Below are 15,181 nucleotides of genomic sequence, written 5' to 3'. Positions count from 1 at the left end.
TCGCGAAGCGACAGACTTGGGGGCTCCCAGCGGCCGTGCGGATCAGGGCGCGCAACGGCGAACGCCGGCCCCTGCCGGGGTCGGATGATGGACCCGAAGGTCCATCGACTCAAGTTGGAGACTGCTATGGCCGCGGCGCAGCGCACGGCAGAGCAGCTTAACGGCGCTGCCAATCGACGCCGTTACGTGACGCAACCAAGCGACGCGGTTAAGCGACGCGCTTCACCGAGGATTGACCGCCGACCGCGCCGCTGGAAAGAAAGCGCTCGCGAATCGACTTGGCGATGCCCGCAGCGTCGAGACCGCACGCGGCGAGCAACTTGGCCGGATCCCCATGATCGATGAAGCGATCCGGGAGGCCCAATTGCAGTACAGGCCGCATAACCCCAGTCTCAAGCAGGGCTTCGACGCAAGCCGAACCCGCGCCGCCCATCACGCAGCCTTCTTCGACCGTGACGATGGCGTCGTGCGTTTCGGCCAGTTGGCGGACCAGCTCGGCGTCCAGCGGCTTCACGAAGCGCATGTTCGCCACCGTGGCGTCCAGTTGCTCAGCGGCGGCCAGCGACGGCGCAACCATCGTGCCGAATGCCAGAATCGCAATCCGCTTGCCGGCCGGTTGCGACGTTTCGCGACGGACCTCGCCCTTGCCAAGCGGCAGCGCCGTCATTTGCTTGACGGTTGCCACGCCCGTGCCGGCGCCGCGCGGATAGCGCACCGCCGTCGGGTTCGGCTGCTGCAACGCGGTGTACAGCATCTGACGGCATTCGTTTTCGTCCGACGCCGCCATCACCGTCATGTTCGGGATGCAGCGCAGGAACGCCAGATCGTAGGCCCCCGCGTGCGTGGCGCCGTCCGCGCCGACCAGACCCGCACGGTCGATGGCGAACACCACCGGCAGGTTTTGCAGCGCGACATCGTGGATCAGCTGGTCGTACGCACGTTGCAGGAAGGTCGAGTAGATTGCGACCACCGGCTTCATGCCGTCCGCAGCCAGACCGCCGGCGAATGTCACCGCGTGCTGCTCGGCGATACCGACGTCGAAATAGCGATCCGGGAAACGCTTCTCGAACTCGACCATGCCCGAGCCTTCACGCATGGCCGGCGTGATGCCGATCACGCGCGCATCCAGCTCGGCCGCGTCGCACAGCCATTCGCCGAACACCTGCGTGTAGGTTTTCTTCGACGGCGTGGCGGCCGGCTTGATGCCTTCGGCCGGGTTGAACTTGCCCGGGCCGTGGTACAGCACCGGATCGGCTTCGGCCAGCTTGTAGCCCTGGCCCTTCTTCGTCACGACGTGCAGGAATTGCGGGCCACGCAGTTCCTTGATGTTCTGCAACGTAGGAATCAGCGAATCGAGGTCGTGACCGTCGATCGGGCCGATGTAGTTGAAACCGAACTCTTCAAAGAGCGTGGCCGGCACGATCATGCCCTTCGCGTGCTCTTCGAGCTTGCGGGCGAGATCGAGCATAGGCGGCGCGACGCGCAGCACACGTTCGACGCCCGCACGCGCGGCGGCGTAGAAACGGCCCGACATCAGGCGCGCCAGATGGCGATTCAGCGCGCCGACCGGCGGCGAAATCGACATGTCGTTATCGTTGAGGATGACCAGCAGCGGCACGTCGTCTTCGACGCCGGCGTTATTCATCGCCTCGAAGGCCATGCCGGCCGTCATCGCGCCGTCGCCGATCACGGCGATGCCCATGCGGTTCTCGCCCTGCAGCTTGCTGGCAACGGCCATGCCGAGCGCGGCCGAGATCGAGGTGCTCGAGTGCGCGGTGCCGAAGGTGTCGTATTTCGACTCGTCGCGCTTCGGAAAGCCCGAAATGCCGCCGAGCTGACGCAGCGTGTGCATCTGGTCGCGGCGGCCCGTCAGGATCTTATGCGGATAGGTTTGATGGCCGACGTCCCATACGATCCGGTCACGTGGCGTGTCGAACACATAGTGCAGAGCAATGGTCAACTCGACCGTGCCGAGATTGGACGAAAGATGGCCGCCTGTCTGCGATACGCTGTCGAGCACGAAGGCACGCAACTCGTCGGCAAGCGGTTGCAATTGGCGGCGATCGAGGCGGCGCAAGGCTGCCGGGTCGTCGATAGTTTTCAGCAAGTCGTACATCGTCGTTCCATTGTAGGAAAACTTACGCGCCCGCACTTCATACATGCACCTCATAGCGAAGGTGCACGGCGGCGGGCTTTCGCGTTCAGCTAACCCGGTTCACCACCAGGTCGGCCAATTCGGCAAGACGCTGCGCGCGCGCGCCAAACGGCGCAATCGCAGCGTGGGCGTCGCTGCGCAGTTGCGCTGCGAGCGCACGCGACGCCTCTAGCCCAATAATCGACACGTAGGTCGGCTTGCCGTCCTTCGCGTCTTTACCTGCTGTTTTGCCAAGCGTCGCTGAATCGGTCGTGACGTCGAGAATATCGTCGACAACCTGAAACGCGAGGCCGACAGCGGCCGCATACGCGTCGAGCGAACGCATGGCGTCCGCGTTCGGCGTTTCGCCCGCCAGCGCGCCCATGCGCACCGCGGCACGCAGCAAGGCGCCGGTTTTCATCCGGTGCATGGTTTCCAGTTGCGGGCGCGTCAGCGTATGGCCGACGCTCGCCAGGTCGATGGCCTGGCCGCCGCACATGCCGATCGAGCCGCTCGCCAAGGCCAGTTCCCGCACGAGCGATGCCTGCTGCGCCGGCGCCAGCACGTCCGACGTCAGCGCGACGAATGCCTGCGCTTGCAGCGCGTCGCCGACCAGCAGCGCGGTGGCCTCGTCATATTTGACGTGTACCGTGGGCTTGCCGCGGCGCAGCGCGTCGTCGTCCATGCAGGGCATGTCGTCGTGCACGAGCGAGTACACGTGGATCATTTCCAGCGCCGCCGCTGCCGCATCCAGGCACTCGGCGCGCGCGCCGGTCAGCTCGCCGGCCGCGTGGCACAGCAGCGGGCGCACCCGCTTGCCGCCGCCCAGCACCGCGTAGCGCATGGCTTCATGCAGTTTGCCCGGCTCGGTCGCTTCCGTGGGCAGGTAGTGTTCTAGTGCCGATTCGACGCGGTCGAGTACCGAGCGCGTCCATTGTTCGAATGTCATAGGTCGTCCCCGCTTTCAGTAGCGGCTGTGCCTGCGGTATTCATGGGCAGTGGCTTGAGCGTCTCGCCATCGAGCACGCGCACCTGCTGCTCGACCTTCTCGAGCTGCTGCTGGCAAAACGCCACGAGAGCCGCACCGCGCCGGTAGGCGGTGAGCGACTCCTCGAGGCTGAGATTGCCGCTTTCCATGCGCGCAACCAGCCCTTCCAGCTCGGCCTGGGCCGCCTCATAGTTCTCGGGCAGCGGCATGGTATCGACGCCTTCAGCAGGCGCGGCAGCAGTATCTTTCGACGCGGTCTTCGCCATGAATAGTCGCAAAATTAAAACAAGTCGGACATTCTACGGCAAAAGCGACATTTCCGATCCCATCGCCAGCCCACGCCCCGCCTTTGCCATCCGTGTCCGACCCTCAGTCTCGCAGAAAAAAAACGATTGGTCCGTGGCGAAAACCTTGAACTTGCTTGACATTTTTGACCTAAATCAGTCACTTAAGCGCCCCAAGGCGGGGGAAACGGGTATAATCTCGGGTTCCCTAAATCGAATCTTCGATGGTTGGGTTGTTCACTGCTTTCACGTCTTCACGGGAGTGGGAATGTCCAATCTGAGCAATGCATTGCAGTTGCGGTCTGTCCACAGCCAGCTGCCAGTCACGGCTTACTTTGACGAAGCGCTTTTAACGCGCGAAATCGACACCCTTTTCAAGAAAGGTCCTCGCTACATCGGCCACGATCTCATGGTGCCCGAAGCGGGGAATTATTTTGCTTTGCCCAGCGAGAGCGAAGGGCGCGTGCTCGTCCGTAACCAGCAGTCGCAAGTCGAACTGCTGTCGAACGTGTGCCGCCACCGGCAAGCCATCATGCTCAACGGCCGCGGCCAGACGGAGAATATCGTCTGCCCCCTGCATCGCTGGACGTACGACCTGAACGGCCAGCTCCTCGGTGCACCTCATTTTGCGGATAACCCCTGCCTGAATCTCGGCGCCACGCCGCTGCAGAACTGGCAAGGCCTGCTGTTCGAAGCGCAGGGGCGCGACGTCGCGCGGGATCTGGCGCGCCTCGGCACCAAGCAACACTTCGATTTTTCGGGCTTCATGTTCGATCACGTCGAAGTGCACGAGTGCAATTACAACTGGAAGACCTTTATTGAGGTCTATCTGGAGGACTACCACGTCGCGCCATTCCATCCGGGCCTCGGCAGCTTCGTCAATTGCGACGACCTGACGTGGGAATTCGGCGAGTGGTACAGCGTGCAGACGGTCGGCGTCCACAAGGATCTGGAGCAGCCGGGCAGCCCGACGTACCGTAAATGGCACGACGAGGTGCTGCGCTTCCGCGAAGGCAATCCGCCCGATTTCGGCGCGATCTGGATGGTGTACTACCCCGGCATCATGATCGAGTGGTATCCGCACGTGCTGGTGGTGTCGTGGTTGATTCCGCGCGGTCCGCAGAAGACCACCAATGTGGTGGAGTTCTATTATCCTGAGGAAATCGCGCTGTTCGAACGGGAGTTCGTCGAAGCCGAGCGCGCCGCCTATATGGAAACGGCCCGCGAAGACGACGAGATCGCCGAGCGCATGGACGCAGGCCGCCGCGCGCTGATGGAACGCGGCGAATCGCAGGTCGGCCCGTATCAGAGCCCCATGGAAGACGGCATGCAGCACTTCCACGAGTTCTTGCGGCGCGAACTCGGCGCGATCTGATTCGCCCGCGGCCCGCTTTGATCGGCGTTTGAGCCGATCCTTGAGTGAGCCGCATCAAGGCATGGAAAGACGGGCTTCGGCTCGTCTTTTTTTGTTTAGACTATCAGTATCGTTCGGCCATTCGCTAACAGCGCCAAGCCGCCGGGCAAGCGCCGCAATCGCCCGCTTCGCAACCATCTTGCATGGGACCGGACCAAGCGCTAAAGCGCTAACTCCGGTCGACCGCTTTGCATGGGACCGGAGTAAGCGCTAAAGCGCTAACTCCGGTCGACCGCTTTGCATGGGACCGGAGTAAGCGCTAAAGCGCTAACTCCGGTCGACCGCTTTGCATGGGACCGGAGTAAGCGCTAAAGCGCTAACTCCGGTCGACACAGGAGACGTCATGCCGCACACTCACTACACCACACTCATCTCCGCGACCAACCTCGCGGAACGGCTAGCCGCCGCGCCGGGCAGCGTGTTCGTCATCGATTGCCGTTTCGATCTGGCAGACACCGAGGCGGGCGAGAAAGCCTATCTGGCCGGGCATTTGCCAGGTGCGCACTATCTAAACCTCGATCGCGATCTGTCAGGACCGAAGAACGGCCACAATGGCCGCCATCCGCTGCCAGATCGCGCGCGGCTGGTGGAGACGCTGGAGTCGCGCGGGCTCAAACAGGGTCAGCAGGTGGTCGCGTATGACGCGCAGGGTGGTATGTACGCCGCGCGCGCATGGTGGCTGCTGCGCTGGCTGGGCCACGATGCGGTCGCGCTGCTCGACGGCGGGCTGCAAGCCTGGCAGGCCGCCGGTCATCCGCTGACGCAGGACGCGCCAGCGCAGAATACCGGTGACTTCAAAGCCGGCGCGCCACTCTCCGTCACAGTGGACGTGCAGACCGTCGAGCGCAATCTCGGCACGAAAGAACGCGTCGTGGTCGACGCGCGCGCGAACGATCGCTATCGCGGTGAAAACGAAACCCTAGATCGCGTCGGCGGCCATATTCCTGGCGCGCTCAACCGGTTCTTCAAGGACAACCTCACCGCCGACGGCCGCTACAAGCCGGCACACACGCTGCGTGAGGAATTCCATGCGTTGCTGGCCGACACGCCGCCGGAACATGTCGTGTTGCAATGCGGCTCAGGCGTGACGGCGTGCGTGAACGCGCTCGCGATGGAGATCGCCGGCATGCATGGCGCGGCACTGTATGCCGGATCGTGGAGCGAATGGAGTTCTGATCCGAAGCGGCCGGTTGCAACGGGCCCGAATCCTTAAGCGACCCATCAAGCGGGACGATTGGCAAAAGGCCGCGGCCGCTGGAAAGCGGCTGTGGCCTTTTGCATTCCTTCAGCCGAGCGCATCGGCACGCCGTTATGGCACGTCAAACGAAGGTATCGAACGCGCGCTGGACCAAGCAAGCGCGCGCCCTCACGCGACCCCATGCTGCTTGAACCACACCAGCACACGTCGCCAGCCATCCTCGGCATCAGCCTTCTTGTAACTCGGCCGGTAATCCGCGAAAAACGCGTGGCCCGCGTCGTCGTATACGACGAATTGCGAGCCACGGCCCACCTGCGGACCCTGGGCGATGGCCTGCTTCATCTGCGCAAGTGTGGCTTGTGGGATGCTTTGATCCTGCAGCCCGTATAGCCCCAACACCGGTGCGTGCAGATCGCCGACACGATCGAGCGGGTTCGCGGGCGTGGTCGCGCTGTGATCTCCGCCCACGCGCCCGTACCACGCTACCGCAGCCTTGAGCCGCGGATTGTGCTCCGCATACAGCCACGCGATACGTCCTCCCCAGCAAAAACCGTTCACGCCGAGCCGGTTAAGATCGCCGCCGTGCTCGCCCGCCCATGCGACGGTAGCGTCGAGGTCGTCCAGCGCCTGCTCGTCCGGCACCTTGCTGAGAATCTGATCGTCGATCTGCTGGATGGTCGGCAGCACCAACGGATCGCCCTCGCGGACGAACAGATCCGGCGCGATCGCCAGATAACCTAGCTTGGCAAAGCGCCGGCACACATCGGCAATATGCTCATGCACGCCGAACGCCTCATGGATCACGATGATCACCGGCAAATGCGTCTTGCCCTTCGGCTGTGCGCGATAGGCCGGCACGAGCGTGTCGCCGGAGCGCACGCCAATCTCGCCGGCTTCAAGACCGTCGCTATCGGTATGGATGGTTTGCGCCGACACCGGCAGCACGGCCGCGGCGAAACCGGTGCCGAGCGCGGCCTTGATGAAGGTACGGCGATTGAAGGGAACGTGCGGGACCAGGCTGTCGATGTCGGGTTTCAGCATGCGGCGCTCCTCGGGTGAAGGTTGGAGGCAACAGGATACGCTTCACCCGCATCCTGTTGCAGATGCAACCTTCTCGAGCGCGGTCTGCCCTCAGTGCAGCTTGACCCGCGGCAGCGTGGTGCGCCGCAACCAATGCGCGAAGGTGTCGAGCACCATCCGCGCGTAGCCGTGCAGCGCCGCGATATGCAGCCGGTACAGCGACATGTACATGAAGCGCGCGAACAGCCCTTCGATCAGCATATTGCCGCCGATCACACCGCCCATCAGATTGCCGACCGCGCTGAAGTGCCCGAGCGACACCAGCGAGCCGAAGTCGCGATAGGTAAATTCGGGCAGCGGCTTGTTCTCGAGCCGGGCCGCAAGCGCCTTCAACAGGAAGCTCGCCTGCTGGTGAGCCGCTTGCGCGCGCGGCGGCACGTTGCGCTCGTTGCCCGGCCATTGGCAAGCCGCGCAGTCGCCGAGCGCGAAGATGTTGTCGTCGATTTCGGTTTGCAGCGTGCGGCGCACGATGAGTTGCCCCAGACGGTTGACCGGCAGGCCGTCGAGCTCACTCAGGATAGCGGGCGCCTTGATGCCCGCCGCCCACACCGTCAGATCGGCGCGCACAGTTTTACCGCTGGCCGTGCGGATCATGCCGGGCGCGACCTCGGCCACGGTCTCACCGATCATCAGCTTCACGCCGAGCTTGGTGAGCAATTCGGCGGTGGCCGTCGACACACGCTCCTGCAAGGCCGGCAAAATGCGCGGCCCCGCCTCGATCAGCACGATGCCGACGTCGTGCCGCGGATCGAGCTTATGCAAGCCGTACGCGGACAAGACCTGAGCCGTATTGCGCAACTCAGCCGAGAGTTCGACGCCCGTCGCGCCGCCGCCGACGATCGCCACCTGAATGCGCGGCTCCGATGAAGGCGACGTCCCCGGGTTCGACTCGACAGGTTCATGCACCTGATGCTCCGCGCGCATACAGGCCGCGATCAGGCGCTTGCGGAAACGCTCCGCCTGGCTGACCGTATCGAGCGCGAGGGAAAACTCGGGCGCGCCCTTCACGCCAAAGAACGCCGTGGTGCTGCCGATCGCGATGATCAGCGTGTCGTATTCAAGCTGGCGTTCGGGCAATAGTTCTGCGCCATCGTCGTCGAGCACGGTACCGAGCGTGAGACGCTTGTTCGCGCGGTCCAGACCGGTCAGCTCGCCCTGCTGAAACTCGAAGCCGTGCCAGCGCGCTTGCGCCGCATATTCGAGTTCCTGGGTGAACGGGTCCATGCTGCCGGCTGCCACTTCATGCAGCAGCGGCTTCCAGATATGGGTTGGATTGCGGTCGACGAGCGTCACTTGCGCGCGCACGCCACCTTTGTTCTTCCGGGGTGCATAGCGGTCGCCTAAGCGCGTCGCCAACTCCAGCCCCCCCGCGCCCCCGCCAACGACGATAAAACGATGCATTGAACTCTCCGTATTTGCCGATGGGTTATGCGTCGCGACGGCGTGCATGAAGCGCGTATGAATCATGAAGCGCACGCCGTCCGTCCTGGCGATTGTCCGCGAGCGGCACGGGTTATCACAAGCCATCAATACGCATATGTGACATGCGCGCGACGTTATCGCCTATCACGCGCGCCGTCACATTCACGTCAATGCGCTTCTTCCCAGTTCAGGCCGGCGCCTACTTCGGCGACCAGCGGCACTTTCAGCGCGGCGACACCGCACATCAGTTCCGGCAAGCGCTTACGTACGTCGGACAATTCCGCGTCGGGCACTTCGAGAATCAGTTCGTCGTGCACCTGCATGATCATGCGCGTACCGACCTTCGACTCTTCGATCCATTTCTGCACCGCGATCATCGACAGCTTGATCAGGTCGGCAGCCGTGCCTTGCATCGGCGCGTTAATGGCCGCGCGCTCGGCGGCCTGACGGCGCGGACCGTTACCACCGTTGATCTCCGGCAGCCACAGGCGGCGCCCAAACGCGGTTTCCACGTAGCCTTTGGCCTTCGCGCTCAGACGCGTTTCGTCCATATAACGCGCGACGCCCGGATAGCGCGCGAAGTAGCGGTCGATATACAGCTTGGCCGCGTCGCGCGTAATGCCGAGGTTCGCGGCAAGACCGAACGCGCTCATGCCGTAGATCAGACCGAAGTTGATGACCTTTGCTACGCGCCGTTGATCGTTCGACACTTCGAGCGGCGTCACGCTGAAAATCTCCGCTGCAGTGGCGCGGTGAATGTCTTCGCCCTGCGAGAACGCCCGCAGCAGGGATTCGTCGCCGGAAATGTGCGCCATGATGCGCAATTCGATCTGCGAGTAGTCCGCGGAGACGAGCTTGTGGCCCGGCGGCGCGATAAACGCCTCGCGGATACGACGCCCTTCGCCGGTACGCACGGGAATGTTCTGCAGGTTCGGATCGTTCGACGCCAGCCGGCCCGTGACCGCCACCGCCTGCGCGTAGTTCGTATGTACGCGGCCAGTTTGGGCGTCGACCATGCGCGGCAGCTTGTCAGTGTAGGTCGATTTCAGCTTCGACAACCCGCGGTGTTCCAGCAGGATCTTCGGCAACGGATAGTCTTCGGCGAGCTTTTGCAGCACTTCTTCGTCGGTGGACGGCGCGCCGCTCGGGGTCTTCTTGACCACCGGCAATTCGAGCTTCTCGAAGAAAATCTGACCAATCTGCTTCGGTGAACCAAGATTGAATTCGCCACCAGCCAGCACATACGCTTCGCTTTCCAGCTGAATCAGACGCGTGGCGATTTCACTGCTTTGCGCGCGCAGCTTTTCGGCGTCGATCAGCACGCCGGTGCGCTCCATCTTGCGCAAGACGCGCGAGGTCGGCATTTCGATGTCGCGATACACGTAGTCGAGCGTCTTCTCCGCGGCCACTTGCGGATACAAGGCCTGATGCAGACGCAAAGTGATGTCGGCGTCTTCCGCCGCATACTCGGCAGCCTTGTCCAGCGCGACTTCGTCGAAGCCGATCTGCGACGCGCCTTTACCCGCCACCTCTTCATACTTGATCGTCTTGATGCCGAGATGGCGCAGCGCGAGGCTGTCCATGTCGTGCGTACGGTGCGATTCGAGCACGTACGATTCCAGCAGCGTGTCGTGTTCGACGCCGCGCATTTCGATGCCGTAGTTCGCCAGCACCTGTTCGTCGTACTTCATGTGCTGGCCGACCTTCTTGTGTTCGGCGCTTTCCAGCCACGGCTTGAGCTTCGCGAGGACTTCGTCGCGCGGCAGTTGCACGGGCGCGTCCGGACCGCGATGCGCAACCGGCACATAAGCAGCGTAACCAGGCTCGACCGACAACGACAGCCCCACGATTTGCGCGGTCATCGGATCGAGCGAGGTGGTTTCGGTATCGAACGCAGTCAGCTCGGCGGCGTTGATTTTCTCAAGCCAGGCGTCGAACTGCTCCCAGGTCTGCACGGTATCGTAATGACGCTCGTGATCCACGGTGAGCGCCGGCGGCACGTCGGTCTCGGGACCTTCCACGGCTTCCGCGACTTCCACCTCACGTAGCCAGGTCTTGAAGCCGTTGCGCGTGAACACGTCGCGCAGCTCCTCGCGCGATTCCGGCCGGCTTTCCAGGCCTTCTTCGATCGACACGATATGGCCGGTCAGATCGCATTGGCGCTCGACGGTGACGAGCTTCTTCGCCATTGGCAGAAAATCGAGCGCACGTCGCAGATTGTCTCCTACCGCACCTTTGATCTCGTCCGCATGTGCGACGATGCCATCGAGGGTTTCGTACTGCGTCAGCCATTTGATCGCCGTTTTCGGCCCGCATTTTTCGACGCCGGGCACGTTGTCGACGGTATCGCCGATCAACGACAGGTAATCGATAATGCGCTCCGGCGGCACGCCGAATTTGGCGATCACGCCTTCGCGGTCGAGCTTCTCGTTAGTCATCGTATTGATGAGGGTGACATGATCCGACACGAGCTGCGCCAGATCCTTGTCCCCAGTCGACACGATCACTTTCATGCCGCGTTTTTCCGCCTCGGTGCTGAGCGTACCGATCACGTCGTCGGCTTCGACGCCTTCGATCATCAGAAGCGGCCAGCCGAGCGCGCGCACGGCGACGTGGATCGGCTCGATCTGACGCGAGAGATCGTCCGGCATCGACGGGCGGTTCGCCTTATAGTCGGCATACCAGTCGTCGCGGAACGTTTTGCCCTTGGCGTCGAACACGCACGCGCTATACTCTGCTGTGACTTCCTTGCGCATGCGCCGCAGCATGTTGATCATTCCATAGAGCGCACCCGTCGGACCACCCTCGGGTCCGCGCAGATCAGGCATCGCATGGTAGGCCCGGTACAGATAACTCGAACCGTCTACCAATAGCAGGGTCTTACCTTCAAGGCTTCGTTCTTCAGGCATTATGACTAAGAGAAAAGTGATACCGAGTCTGCGATCACTCGCAGATCAAGAGCGCGCAACGGCTAAGAAGGCCCGCGCATCGTGGCAGATGTTCACGATTATGGCAGAGTTTATCGAGGCGACCGAGTACCTCTCGGAGATTCGTCCGGCTGTCAGCATCTATGGTTCAGCGCGCCTGAAACCGAACTCGCCGTATTACAAACTCGCCACGCAAATTGCGCGCAAGCTGTCGGACGCAGGCTTCGCGGTCATCTCGGGTGGCGGCCCCGGCATTATGGAAGCGGCCAACAAGGGCGCCCATGCGGGCAAGGCGCCTTCGGTCGGCCTGAACATCGAACTGCCGCACGAGCAATCGGGCAATCAGTGGCAGGACATCTCGCTGCGCTTCCGCCATTTCTTCACGCGCAAGGTTACGTTCGTCAAAAACTCGGATGCAGTGATCGTCATGCCGGGCGGCTTCGGCACGCTGGACGAGCTTGCCGAAGTCCTCACGCTGATTCAAACCAAGAAGTCGCGCCACGTGCCGATCATTCTGGTGGGCGGCGAGTTCTGGGAAGGCCTGCTTGCGTGGTTCAAGAACTCGCTCACGCCGATGGGCCTGATCAATCCGACAGATATGGACTTGATGCAGGTGATCGACGATCCGGACCAGGTGCTCGAAGCGGTGCTGAAGTTCTATGAGGACCGTGAAGAAGCCGAACCGCATCCTGTGAAGTCGGATGAAGACCGGATGTTCTATCTGTGATGCTGAAGCTTCGCGCCTCGTGCGCGAAGTCAGCTTGCTGATGTTCAATGCGCCGTATTGAGCAGAGCAACGCACGCGGGTTCTAGCGAGTGGCCTCCAGGTCGCTCGCTACCGCTACGTCGGTCTGATCGCCCTGCGCTTGCAGCCATTCGCAGAACTGCGCCACCAGCGGCGCCTGCGCGACCTCCCGCCTCGCTACCCACCAATAGCCGCGCGCATCGAGATGCGCTGCAGCAACGCGGGACTGCACACAGGAATCTCGCTCTCGGCAAGAGCCAGATAGCGCCGGCCGTCGTCGGTCAGCCGCATGCGCTTGGCGCGGCGATGAAATACCTGCACGCCGAGCCACGTTTCAAACGCTGCGACTTGCCGGCTGATTGCACCGTGTGTCACCTACGATTCGTTCGCCGCGGCGGTGAAGCTTTCGTGCCGTGCGGCGGCTTCGAAAGCGCGCAGCGCCCGAAATGGGGGAAGGTTACGAGCCATGCTTGTGATTCTCGGTCAGAACGGCGTGCTCAAAAATCGTTTTGCGCCCTGCCGGTTCGGCGCTAACCTTCTGAGCTTGAAAACGGACGCTTAGCGATATGGATCACGATCTCACCTCGGCCAAACCCGGACTGGCGCCCACGCCGACGGTGCGGGAGATTTTCGGCGGCTTTCTTGGCCTTGGACTGATCTCGTTCGGCGGCGCGCTGCCGCTGGCGCGGCGCACGCTTGTCGAACAGCGGCGCTGGTTGAACGCCGCGGAATTTACGGATTTGCTAGGCCTGTGCCAGTTTTTGCCGGGCGGCAATGTGATCAACCTCTCGGTGGCAATCGGGATGCGTTTTCGCGGCGTACGGGGCGCGCTAGCCGGCCTGCTCGGCCTGATTGCGGGGCCGTCGCTGGTGGTGATCGGCCTTGGCGTGCTATACGAGCACACGCAAAACGATCCGCATGTCAGGCACCTGTTTGCCGGTCTCGCCGCGGCGGCGGCCGGCCTGCTGATCTCGATGGCCGTGAAAATCCTGCTGCCGCTATGGCATAAGCCGCTGGCCGCCCTCATCGCTGCGCTCGGTTTTGTCGCGATCGCGATCCTGCGCCTGCCGTTGCTGCCAACCATGCTGGTACTCACGCCACTCAGCATCTATATCGCGTCGAGGGCCACGCGATGAACGACACGCTCATTTCACTAGCCATCATTTTCAGCCAGCTTTCGCTGCTCGCGTTCGGCGGCGGCAATACGATTCTTCCGGAGATGCAGCGTCAAGTGGTGGAGGTCCACCACTGGATGCCGGCCAGCGAATTCAGCGCGCTGTTCGCGCTCGCGCAAGCCGCGCCCGGGCCGAATCTGATGATCGTCACGCTAGTTGGCTGGCACGTGGCCGGCTGGGCCGGCATGCTGGTCACTTCCGTGGCGAAGTTCGGACCGTCCTCAATCGTGACGATTCTCGCGCTGCATGCATGGGAGCGCTTCAAGGACCGCCCGTGGCGCCGTTACGCGCAGGTTGGGCTGGTGCCGGTAACAGCCGGCATCGTGACGGCAAGCGCGGCCGTGATCGCCCGGGCGTCGGACCCGACGGCGATTGCGTGGGCAATCACCATCTTCACCGCCGTGCTGGCGTTGAAAACGCGCATCCATCCGCTGTGGCTGCTGGCCGCTGGAAGCTTGATCGGGCTGACGAGCTTCGGGCAATTCTGAAACCCTCTCTGGGAAGCCCGGCATCATTACTTTGGTAAGCAAGGCCCTTTTGGATTCCAGCAGGGGCTGGAGGATGCTGTCCGATGCTAATTACCTGCGGTCCAGGCTCACAGAAACAGGCAGCAGGTCACCGCGCCAGGAGACGGAATAGGTAGCTCGCTGAACTGCGGAATGCAACCCTCAACTCGATGCGCCACCAACGTGACGCGATGAAGTGCCTGGCGCACAGAACTTCTGCAAACACGGTAGGTCGAGAAACGTATTGACAGAATGCAATGTAATGCCAAAAAAATCTCACTGCCTGTGTCTCTGGATTCCGGAGGATAACTATACTTGTAGATTCAGTTACTGCGCCATCTACTCATGACTTATCACGCCGTTACAGTCACGCTTGAAGACATAGGCGGGATTGTCATCCAGAAAGACAAAAGTGGCACGAGAACAGCCTTTAACGTTACAGTTGCAGGAAAACGTCAGTACTCTGTACAAATGCGCGGAGCCCCTCGACTTGAAAACGGCATGGTCGTGACGGCAGTACTGCGCGATACGGATAACTGGCAAACACTTGTGGGATGGTTAAACCACGCCACGGGCGAGATTTGCGGTGTCAATTCACCCGAGATGTCATTCTGGTTGTTTGTGGCTGGCATCCTGATATCAGCCCTGCTTTCCCTTAAATTGATAAACGAAGGTCACAGCGGCAACGCCAGTGCACGCGTCGTAGTTTGGATTAGCGGGATCGTAGCGATGAACGCCTGGTCGCTATTCTCCTGGCGGAGGTCGGCGAGGGTCTACGGGTTGCTGAAACCCTAAATGCCTGGGTAATTTTAAAATCTCGGGGACAACTGTAGCGAAAGTCTCTGCCATCACCTATCGCGCAATGCGGTAAGTGATGGCAGAAGAGAAGGGCCGCCTATTCGTCATTCATCCACGCCCCTGCAGACCGTCGCCGGCAGTCGTCGCTTCGATCCAATCTTTCACCGCCTTTCGCCGCAATATTAACAGCGCGCCGAGCCGGAGCCACACACAAAGGGTAATTAGCGCAATAGCCCACAATCCCAATTCTTGCAGATATGAGTGGCCGGATATAGTCCATACAAGACTAAAGGCCGCGATCCACTTAAGCAGGTCGTAAGCCCATCTCTTTCTCTTTATCCCATACACAAGCGCCAAGGGATTTGCCATAAAACTTGCGAACACGGCCAGACAGCCTTCCCATGGTAGCGAGCCGGATTGAAGCAAGGCGATTTCCACCCAAGCCTCGCACAGAAAAGCGAGAAAGAATCCAATAAGTGAAACCCGAATACAACGCGGCATTGCTGTCAT

The 15,181-nt window shown here is 61.8% G+C and carries 13 protein-coding genes and 1 pseudogene; 6 read left to right on the top strand and 8 right to left on the bottom strand.

Features of this window, described 5'->3' with window-relative positions:
• Positions 1-208: 208 nt before the first annotated feature.
• From dxs to AYM40_RS22455, 3 genes are all read right to left on the bottom strand, one after another.
• Complete coding sequence (gene dxs / locus AYM40_RS22465; protein ID WP_063498470.1) at positions 209-2,116, bottom strand: 1-deoxy-D-xylulose-5-phosphate synthase; 1,908 nt, start codon at positions 2,114-2,116, stop codon at positions 209-211.
• 85 nt (positions 2,117-2,201) lie between these two features.
• Positions 2,202-3,083 carry a polyprenyl synthetase family protein gene (locus AYM40_RS22460; protein ID WP_063498469.1) on the bottom strand — a complete coding sequence of 294 codons (882 nt, stop codon included), beginning with the start codon at positions 3,081-3,083 and terminating at the stop codon, positions 2,202-2,204.
• Positions 3,080-3,388: an exodeoxyribonuclease VII small subunit gene (locus AYM40_RS22455; protein WP_063498468.1), complete on the bottom strand. Its 309-nt coding sequence runs from the start codon at positions 3,386-3,388 to the stop codon at positions 3,080-3,082. Before AYM40_RS22455 ends, AYM40_RS22460 begins: the two co-directional genes overlap by 4 nt.
• Positions 3,389-3,674: 286 nt before the next feature.
• Here AYM40_RS22455 and AYM40_RS22450 point away from each other — a divergent pair, with 286 nt between their 5' ends.
• Both AYM40_RS22450 and AYM40_RS22445 read left to right on the top strand, forming a co-directional pair.
• Positions 3,675-4,781: an aromatic ring-hydroxylating oxygenase subunit alpha gene (locus AYM40_RS22450; RefSeq protein WP_063498467.1), complete on the top strand. Its 1,107-nt coding sequence runs from the start codon at positions 3,675-3,677 to the stop codon at positions 4,779-4,781.
• Positions 4,782-5,163: 382 nt separating this feature from the next.
• Positions 5,164-6,033 (top strand): sulfurtransferase, encoded by an 870-nt coding sequence (locus AYM40_RS22445; protein ID WP_063498466.1) that lies wholly within the window; start codon positions 5,164-5,166, stop codon positions 6,031-6,033.
• Positions 6,034-6,186: 153 nt separating this feature from the next.
• Here the strand turns inward: AYM40_RS22445 and AYM40_RS22440 are convergent, their stop codons facing one another.
• The 3 genes from AYM40_RS22440 to polA form a co-directional block, all read right to left on the bottom strand.
• The gene (locus tag AYM40_RS22440; RefSeq protein ID WP_063498465.1) at positions 6,187-7,059 is read right to left on the bottom strand and encodes a dienelactone hydrolase family protein; all 873 of its coding nucleotides are present in this window, start codon (positions 7,057-7,059) and stop codon (positions 6,187-6,189) included.
• 90 nt (positions 7,060-7,149) lie between these two features.
• Complete coding sequence (locus AYM40_RS22435) at positions 7,150-8,499, bottom strand: NAD(P)/FAD-dependent oxidoreductase (RefSeq protein ID WP_063500626.1); 1,350 nt, start codon at positions 8,497-8,499, stop codon at positions 7,150-7,152.
• A gap of 188 nt (positions 8,500-8,687) precedes the next feature.
• Entirely contained in the window at positions 8,688-11,429 is a 2,742-nt protein-coding gene (gene polA, locus AYM40_RS22430; RefSeq protein WP_063498464.1) for a DNA polymerase I, read from the bottom strand.
• 1 nt (position 11,430) lies between these two features.
• Here polA and AYM40_RS22425 point away from each other — a divergent pair, with 1 nt between their 5' ends.
• Positions 11,431-12,174 carry a TIGR00730 family Rossman fold protein gene (locus tag AYM40_RS22425; RefSeq protein ID WP_063498463.1) on the top strand — a complete coding sequence of 248 codons (744 nt, stop codon included), beginning with the start codon at positions 11,431-11,433 and terminating at the stop codon, positions 12,172-12,174.
• Positions 12,175-12,447: 273 nt separating this feature from the next.
• On the opposite strand, the pseudogene AYM40_RS43495 reads toward AYM40_RS22425, so the two are convergent.
• Positions 12,448-12,660: pseudogene (locus AYM40_RS43495) on the bottom strand (LysR family transcriptional regulator); the annotation flags it as partial.
• 98 nt (positions 12,661-12,758) lie between these two features.
• Here AYM40_RS43495 and AYM40_RS22415 point away from each other — a divergent pair.
• The 3 genes from AYM40_RS22415 (at position 12,759) to AYM40_RS22405 (ending at position 14,668) form a co-directional block, all read left to right on the top strand.
• Complete coding sequence (locus AYM40_RS22415; protein ID WP_063498461.1) at positions 12,759-13,328, top strand: chromate transporter; 570 nt, start codon at positions 12,759-12,761, stop codon at positions 13,326-13,328.
• Positions 13,325-13,855 carry a chromate transporter gene (locus tag AYM40_RS22410; RefSeq protein WP_063498460.1) on the top strand — a complete coding sequence of 177 codons (531 nt, stop codon included), beginning with the start codon at positions 13,325-13,327 and terminating at the stop codon, positions 13,853-13,855. Before AYM40_RS22415 ends, AYM40_RS22410 begins: the two co-directional genes overlap by 4 nt.
• Positions 13,856-14,218: 363 nt before the next feature.
• Entirely contained in the window at positions 14,219-14,668 is a 450-nt protein-coding gene (locus AYM40_RS22405) for a hypothetical protein (RefSeq protein WP_148662278.1), read from the top strand.
• A 111-nt stretch (positions 14,669-14,779) separates the two neighbouring features.
• Here the strand turns inward: AYM40_RS22405 and AYM40_RS22400 are convergent, their stop codons facing one another.
• Entirely contained in the window at positions 14,780-15,181 is a 402-nt protein-coding gene (locus AYM40_RS22400; protein ID WP_063498458.1) for a hypothetical protein, read from the bottom strand.

The organism is Paraburkholderia phytofirmans OLGA172 (genome assembly GCF_001634365.1).
In the GTDB taxonomy this organism is placed as follows: Bacteria; Pseudomonadota; Gammaproteobacteria; order Burkholderiales; family Burkholderiaceae; genus Paraburkholderia.
Note: the sequence above shows the minus strand (reverse complement) of the source record. Positions and strands in the feature narration are given on the sequence as shown.